Consider the following 7,039-nt stretch of genomic DNA (forward strand, 5'->3'; position numbering starts at 1 on the left):
AAAGCGGCCTTTTTTCATGGCTGTGATTGTTTGCTCAGACTTCAATCATCGGTCACCGGCACCAGGGTCAGTTCCACCCGGCGGTTCTGGCGACGACCCTCTTCAGTGTCATTACTGGCCACGGGCTGATCCTCACCGTAACCCACCACCAGCATACGCTCCTCAATCAAGCCCTGGGACAGGAGATACCTTGAAACCGACTGAGCCCGTCGCTCGGACAAACGCTGGTTATAACTTGCCGCGCCCGTGCTGTCAGTATGCCCGGCTACCTCAACCACGGTCTGATCGAATTCTTCCAACACCACCGCCACCGAATCCAGCACTTCGTAGAACTCAGAGCGCACGGCATCGCTATCGAAGTCGAAAGTGATGTCACCCGGCATGTTCAGATGAATCTGATCCCCGTCCCGGGTGACCGATACACCGGTCCCTTCCAGTCGCTCCCGAAGCTCGGCCTCCTGACGATCCATATAGGCACCCACGGCGCCACCACTCAGAGCGCCCACACCGGCGCCAATCAGCATCCGACGCTGGCGTTCACGGCGATCACTGGCCGTGGCTGCCCCGAGAATGGCACCCGTCACCGCACCGACCACCGTACCGGTTGTTGCTCGAGCGCGCTGCTCCTCGCCGGTATAGGGATCCAGTGTGGTGCAGGCTGCCAGGACCATCGACGCCATCAAGCCCACCGTCACGCCCGGAACAAGGCGGCCAAATCCTCGCGAATTCGTTTTCATCTGCGTCTCTCCTGTGACAGACCAACCAAGGTGCACTATTGCAGGCCAAGATGGAGGTTGTCGAGCCTAAATCAACGTTCGCCGCCAATTTCCGGGTCAGGATGACCACGCCCGGGAACCAGGATGTCCGCCAGGGGGGATGCCACATGGCCGGCCTGCTGTTCTTCGCCGCCCACTTCAGGGCTGCGCCGCTCCACGAAATACAGGCGCTTGAAGAAGGTGTTGTTGGGCGGCTCGCTGAGGTCCTCGTTGTTCCAGACCTCCAGGGTCTCAACGATCACATAGTCGTCATCGTCCTCATCACGCTCGGAAATCCGGACCAGATCCCAGGTGCGGCGGCGGAACTCGGTGCATACCAGTTCCTCGTCCGGGTCTTCCTGCAGGCCGACCCAGACCTGTTCTTCCTCGTCGAAGCAACTGCGGATGACAACATCGCCATCCTCAACAACCCAACCCACCGATCGCATGGACTGGGCCTGCCCCTCTTCACCTTCCTGGGCGGTCGTCAGTCGAATGCGGAAAGCCGTGGCGCTGTCCATACCAGGCGCCACATTGCCGCCGAAAGGCCAGTAGGTTCCGGCCACATCATTGGGGTCAAACGCCGAATCGCCCCGGTCGATCAGGTCCACGGACTCGGAAATTACTGCCCCGGTCTCGTCCAGTTCGGTGATGATGCCAACCCAACCGTTGCGGGAGGGGCGCACAAATTCGATTTCCAGGCGGCCATCCGGTGCCTCGAAAATCAGTTGTGACTCATCACTGCTCCAATTGATGGTTTCGCCGGCCTTCCAGCCACCAAATTCGACTTCACCCATGTTGTTGGGGTCAAGGCGCAGGGAGGCCACCTGTTCGTCCAGATCACTGTCCGGAAGGTTGAGGACCCAACGCCCCTCCACTTCCTCTACCGGAAGCTCATCCTTGCTGCCGAACCAACCCGTCATTGCGCGGGTTGCGGTGCGCGTCTGGGTCCCGAATTCTTCATCGTCGAATACGCGCTCGAACTCCGCCTGAACCAGAATCAGGTTCGATTCTTCTCCAGCAAGAATCCGGTGGAAGCGAGCAGAATCATACCGCTCGGTAAACTCTGCCGTGACCGGGTTACCGTCTTCGTCCTGTTGCAGTTCAGAGCCACGCCAGGTCAGGTCACCGGCAAAATCGATCTTGACCGAGCCATCCTCCAGCCACCAGCTGAAGTCATCCTGGCCTTCGGGGGCACCAATACGGCCACTGCTTTCGGTATCGAAACGGAAGACATCGCCGGTAATGCCGGGAAAGCGTGGCAAATGCATGGCAAAGCGACCAAGCAGCTCCGACGGCTCATTCCAGCCGGCTTTCCGATCGGCCTGATCCAGAACCCTCGTGCGAATTTCTGCCAGCAGATCCGGTTGGGTGTCACCGGCTTGAAGAATCAGGTCTCGGGTGATTTCAGGCTGGGTGAACAGCTTTCTGATTTCATCCAGCTCATCGGGAAAGCCCGGGTCGCTGGTATTCAGAGCGACCATCAGCGCGGTGGTACTGTCCAGCAGGACCTGCGCATCCAGCTCATCCAGATATTGACGCAGCTTTTCGCCATCGCGGATGAGGCCATCCGCCTCATGCTCCAGCATTTCGCTCTCGACGAGGCGCAGGGCGGAAAAGAACAGACGCGGGAACTCATTGGGCGTGATTTGACCGTCTTCATCAACCGCCGCTTCGATGTGCTGCCATTCATCCACCAGCACTTTCAGATCAATCAGCACGCCATCAGCCCGCTGAACCTGCGCTTCCAGCCAGATGAAATCCCGGGGATGAGGGAGATTGTCTTCCTCGAAGCGAAACCGCAGCACCCCATTGGGATCAACGCGAGCCGTCCAGGTTTCCCGCGGCTCATCGATCCCGGCATGAAGTTCGACGAGGGTATTGAATGGAATACCCTGTGCCGCGGCGGTACGAATCTCGACCGCAAAGTCGCCGTCGTCATCAATGGACTCACAGGCCATCAACGGCAGAAGAAACGCGGCCAACAGCAGAACAGACCAGGCACGTGAACGGGAAAACAAGGACATACTTTCTCTCCGGGCTAAACACATCCACGCCAGCAGACGCGGTAACAAAAAAGGCGGGGGGCCCTATCGGCCTGCCCACTACCCGCAAGGCCCACGTCAGCGCGTTACCGACCGGTCGGATTCAGGGCGCGCTTGTGCGGGAAGGCTGATTACCTTTCAGGCAAGCGCAACGCAGGAAATGGCCGGCCAGCGACTCGTCGAAGGAAGCGCCGCAATTCGGCCTCGGCGGCGTTGCCGCTCCTGGAAAGCCTACCACTCTTCCGGTGAGCGGCGCCTTGCCGAGATCGAATTGCGGGACTCTGACACGGGCGTTGTGGGTAATGGGCAGGCCCTGGCCACCCCGCCTTCTCTGGCATCGAAACTGGTGGCTATGGGTGGGCTCGAACCACCGACCCCAGCATTATGAATGCTGTGCTCTAACCAACTGAGCTACATAGCCATTTTTCAAACAGGACCGGTCTCGGGAAGAGAGCCGGCAGATGCGGGATTTTGGCGTGATCAGCGCTCGCTGTCAAGCGCCAAAACCGGCATCAAACATTGAAACGAAAATGGATGATGTCGCCTTCCTGAACAATGTAATCCTTGCCTTCCAGGCGCCACTTGCCGGCATCCTTGGCGCCCTGCTCGCCGCCGCAGGCGGTGAAATCCTCGTAGGAAACCACTTCGGCACGGATAAAACCCTTCTCGAAGTCGGTATGAATCACGGCCGCCGCCTTGGGGGCGCTGGAACCGGCCTTGACCGTCCAGGCCCGAACTTCCTTTTCACCCGCAGTAAAGTAGGTCTCCAGCCCCAGAAGACGATAGCCGGCGCGAATGACCCGATTCAGGCCAGGCTCGTCCATGCCGGCATCCGCCAGAAACTCGCTCTGCTCCTCGGGCTCAAGCTGGGCAATCTCGGCTTCCAGGGCGGCGCAGACCGGCACCACCTCGGCCGATTCATTCTCGGCATGGGACCGCACCTGCTCAAGCAGGGGATTGTCCTCGAATCCGGACTCATCCACGTTGGCGATATACATCAGAGGTTTGGCGGTCAGCAAATGATAGTCGCGGATGGCCTGAGTCTCGTCCTCATCCAGCAACAGACTGCGAACCGGCTGGCCTTCCGCCAGGTGCCCCTGAAGCTTCTCCAGAATCACCAGCCGTGCGCGCGCATCCTTGTCGCCGGACTTGGCCACCTTCTGGGTTCGCTGCATGGCCTTTTCCACCGTATCCAGGTCGGCCAGGGCCAATTCGGTACCGATGGTGTCGATATCCGCCAGCGGCTCCACCTTGCCGGCCACATGGGTGACATCATCATCCTCAAAACAACGCACGACCATGGCAATGGCATCGGTCTCGCGGATATGAGCCAGAAACTGGTTACCCAGGCCCTCGCCCTTGGAGGCCCCGGCCACCAGGCCGGCAATATCCACGAACTCCATGGTGGTGGGAATGATCTTCTGCGGCTTGACGATCTCGGCGATCCGCTCCAGACGAGGGTCCGGCACCTGTACGACTCCCACATTGGGATCGATGGTACAGAAGGGATAGTTCTCGGCCGGGATCTCGGCCGCAGTCAAGGCATTGAAAAGCGTGGACTTGCCCACGTTCGGCAGACCCACGATGCCACACTTGATTCCCATTAAAGATTCTCCAATATCGCGCTCAGGCCCGTGTGTGCAGGCGGTTCATGCCCGCCTCCAGGCCATCGTCGAGGATGGCCGGCAGGGCGTCGGCGGCATCCCGGATGGATTCGCGAATCAGGGCCTCATCCTCGCTGCCCGGGCGCTTGAGAACATAGCCCACCACCGCCGCGGCATGCCCGGGATGACCGATTCCGATTCGCAAACGACGGAAATCCCGGCCGATGTGCCGGTCCAGATCCCGCAGTCCATTGTGGCCTCCATGGCCACCATTCCACTTCAGGCGCACGGTCCCCGGCGCCAGGTCCAGCTCATCATGGGCCACCAGCACTTCTTCAGGCCGGATACGGAAGAAATCCATTACCGCCCGGGCGGACTGGCCACTGCGATTCATGTAAGTCAGGGGACGCAACAGGCGCAGATCATGCCGACCCACGTGAATACGCGCCATCTCGCCATGAAACTTCCGCTCACCACTGAACAGGCCACCATAGCGGGCAGCCAATTCTTCCACGTACCAGAAGCCGGCATTGTGCCGGGTATCAACGTAATCGGCCCCGGGGTTGCCGAGGCCGATGATGAGCTTGATCTGTTCAGACATTGAAACCCCTGATCAAGCCGCGGGAGGGCGGCAACCTGGGCAGCCGCCCCCGCGCGCTCGGGTGGACGCTTACTCGCCGCCCTCTTCCTTCTTCTCGTCGGCCTCGGACTGGGCCTCGGCATCGGCGGCTTCGGCCTCGTCGGCTTCCACGTCTTCCTTGGCAGCACGGGGCTGGTGGATGGACACCACCTGCAGGTCATGGTCCTCGCCATGCATCAGCTCGACCAGTTCAACCCCGGACGGCAGCTTGAGATCCGTCAGGTGAATGGAGTCGCCGATATCCAGCTCGCTCACATCCACCTCGATGAACTCGGGCAGGTCCTTGGGCAGGCAGCTGACTTCCACGTTGACCAGATTGTGAGTGATCACACCGCCATGAAGCTTGACGCCGGGGCAGGTCTTCTCGCCCTCGAAGTGCAGCGGCACCTGCATGCGCAGCTTTTCCTTGGCGCTCACACGCTGAAGGTCGATATGCTCGACCACGGTGGGCTTGTAGACGTGGCGCTGCAGATCCTTGAGCACGGCCTTCTCCTTCTTCTTGCCCACGTTGATTTCCAGCACGTGGGAGTAGAAGGCTTCATGCTTCAGCTGGTTGATCAGTTCATCGTGATCCACGGAAACCGGCACGGGGTCCTTGCCACCCCCGTAGATGATTCCCGGGACACGGCCCTGACGACGCAGGCGGCGGCTCGCACCTTTCCCCTTGTCGTCACGGACTTCTGCATTCAGTGTGAAATCGTCAGACATGATTTACTCTCCGTATGGATCCATGGATCCCTTGTCGTTTCCGGTCACACTCCCCCGCGACCAGGTTCGTGTCACCGCGCCTCCGTCCACCCTTCAAGGCGGACGGAATCGGACTCACTCCGCGTAGAGTGAGATCACCGATTCTTCGTCGCTGATGCGACGCATGGTTTCCGCCATCAGCTCGGCAATGCCCAACTGACGAATCTTGTCACAGGCGGCGGCCTCGGCGTGCAGCGGAATGGTGTCGGTCACCACCAGCTCATCCAGCACCGAAGCGTTGATATTGTCCATGGCCTTGCCCGAAAGCACCGGATGGGCAATATAGGCCTTTACCTGGGCCGCACCCTTTTCCTTGAGTGCACCGGCGGCCTTGCACAGGGTGCCCGCGGTATCCACCAGGTCATCGACGATCACGCAGGACTTGCCGTCCACATCACCGATGATGTTCATGACCTGGGATTCGTTGGCCCGCGGTCGACGCTTGTCGATGATGGCCAAGTCGGAATCGCTCAGGCGCTTGGCAAATGCCCGGGCCCGGTCGGCGCCACCCACATCGGGGGAGACCATGATCAGCTCCTGCCCCTTGGAGGCTGCCTCTTCCCGCAGCTTGCGCATGTCATCCAGAAGCACCGGCGAGGCATAGACATTGTCCACCGGGATATCGAAAAAGCCCTGAATCTGATCGGCATGCAGGTCCATGGTCAGGACCCGATCCACGCCCGCCGAGGTCAGCATATTGGCCACCAGCTTGGCGGAGATGGGCACCCGGGCCGCGCGTGGTCGGCGATCCTGCCGGGCATAGCCGAAATAGGGAATCACGGTGGTAATCCGCCCGGCCGAGGCCCGGTAGAGGGCATCCACCATCACCAGCAATTCCATCAGGTTCTCGTTGGAGGGCGGACAGGTGGACTGAACAATGAACACGTCACGACCACGGACGTTTTCGTTGATCTCCACGGCCACTTCGCCGTCACTGAATCGCGCCACCTTGGCCTTGCCCAAGGGCAGCTCCAAGCGTTCGGCGATGCGCGCCGCCAGATCCGGCGTGGCATTGCCGGCAAAAACCATCATGTTAGATACCGACACCTGCTGTCCCCTTGCATGCTCAAGTGATGAGGAATCCGGACGGGCGCCCCACTCCCGCCAGGCTCCGGGGCCTGGTCTGGGGCACTTACAGCGACAAAGCCCGGCCGTGCGTAAGCACGGCCGGGCTGAATATGGCTGGGGCGGCAGGATTCGAACCTGCGCATCACGGGATCAAAACCCGTTGCCTTACCGCTTGGCTAC

At 60.4% G+C, this 7,039-nt stretch carries 6 protein-coding genes and 1 tRNA gene; all 7 read right to left on the reverse strand.

Annotated elements, in window-relative coordinates; all coding sequences use genetic code 11:
• Positions 1–41 precede the first annotated feature (41 nt).
• Complete coding sequence (locus ACJWXQ_RS11060; protein WP_374729198.1) at positions 42–737, reverse strand: OmpA family protein; 696 nt, start codon at positions 735–737, stop codon at positions 42–44.
• Between the two features lie 71 nt (positions 738–808).
• The gene (locus ACJWXQ_RS11065; protein WP_346051073.1) at positions 809–2,782 is read right to left on the reverse strand and encodes a hypothetical protein; all 1,974 of its coding nucleotides are present in this window, start codon (positions 2,780–2,782) and stop codon (positions 809–811) included.
• Between the two features lie 362 nt (positions 2,783–3,144).
• A tRNA-Met gene (locus ACJWXQ_RS11070) sits at positions 3,145–3,221 on the reverse strand.
• Positions 3,222–3,312: 91 nt separating this feature from the next.
• Positions 3,313–4,404, reverse strand: coding sequence for a redox-regulated ATPase YchF (gene ychF, locus ACJWXQ_RS11075; protein WP_406672818.1), 1,092 nt, complete (start codon positions 4,402–4,404; stop codon positions 3,313–3,315).
• Between the two features lie 22 nt (positions 4,405–4,426).
• Positions 4,427–5,005 carry an aminoacyl-tRNA hydrolase gene (pth, locus tag ACJWXQ_RS11080; protein WP_346051075.1) on the reverse strand — a complete coding sequence of 193 codons (579 nt, stop codon included), beginning with the start codon at positions 5,003–5,005 and terminating at the stop codon, positions 4,427–4,429.
• A 69-nt stretch (positions 5,006–5,074) separates the two neighbouring features.
• Positions 5,075–5,752 (reverse strand): 50S ribosomal protein L25/general stress protein Ctc, encoded by a 678-nt coding sequence (locus ACJWXQ_RS11085; protein WP_346051076.1) that lies wholly within the window; start codon positions 5,750–5,752, stop codon positions 5,075–5,077.
• Positions 5,753–5,866: 114 nt separating this feature from the next.
• Complete coding sequence (locus ACJWXQ_RS11090) at positions 5,867–6,823, reverse strand: ribose-phosphate pyrophosphokinase (protein ID WP_346051118.1); 957 nt, start codon at positions 6,821–6,823, stop codon at positions 5,867–5,869.
• Between the last annotated feature and the right edge of the window lie 216 nt (positions 6,824–7,039).

The sequence above is a fragment of the Natronospira sp. genome (assembly GCF_007134575.1).
Classification (GTDB): domain Bacteria; phylum Pseudomonadota; class Gammaproteobacteria; order Natronospirales; family Natronospiraceae; genus Natronospira; species Natronospira elongata.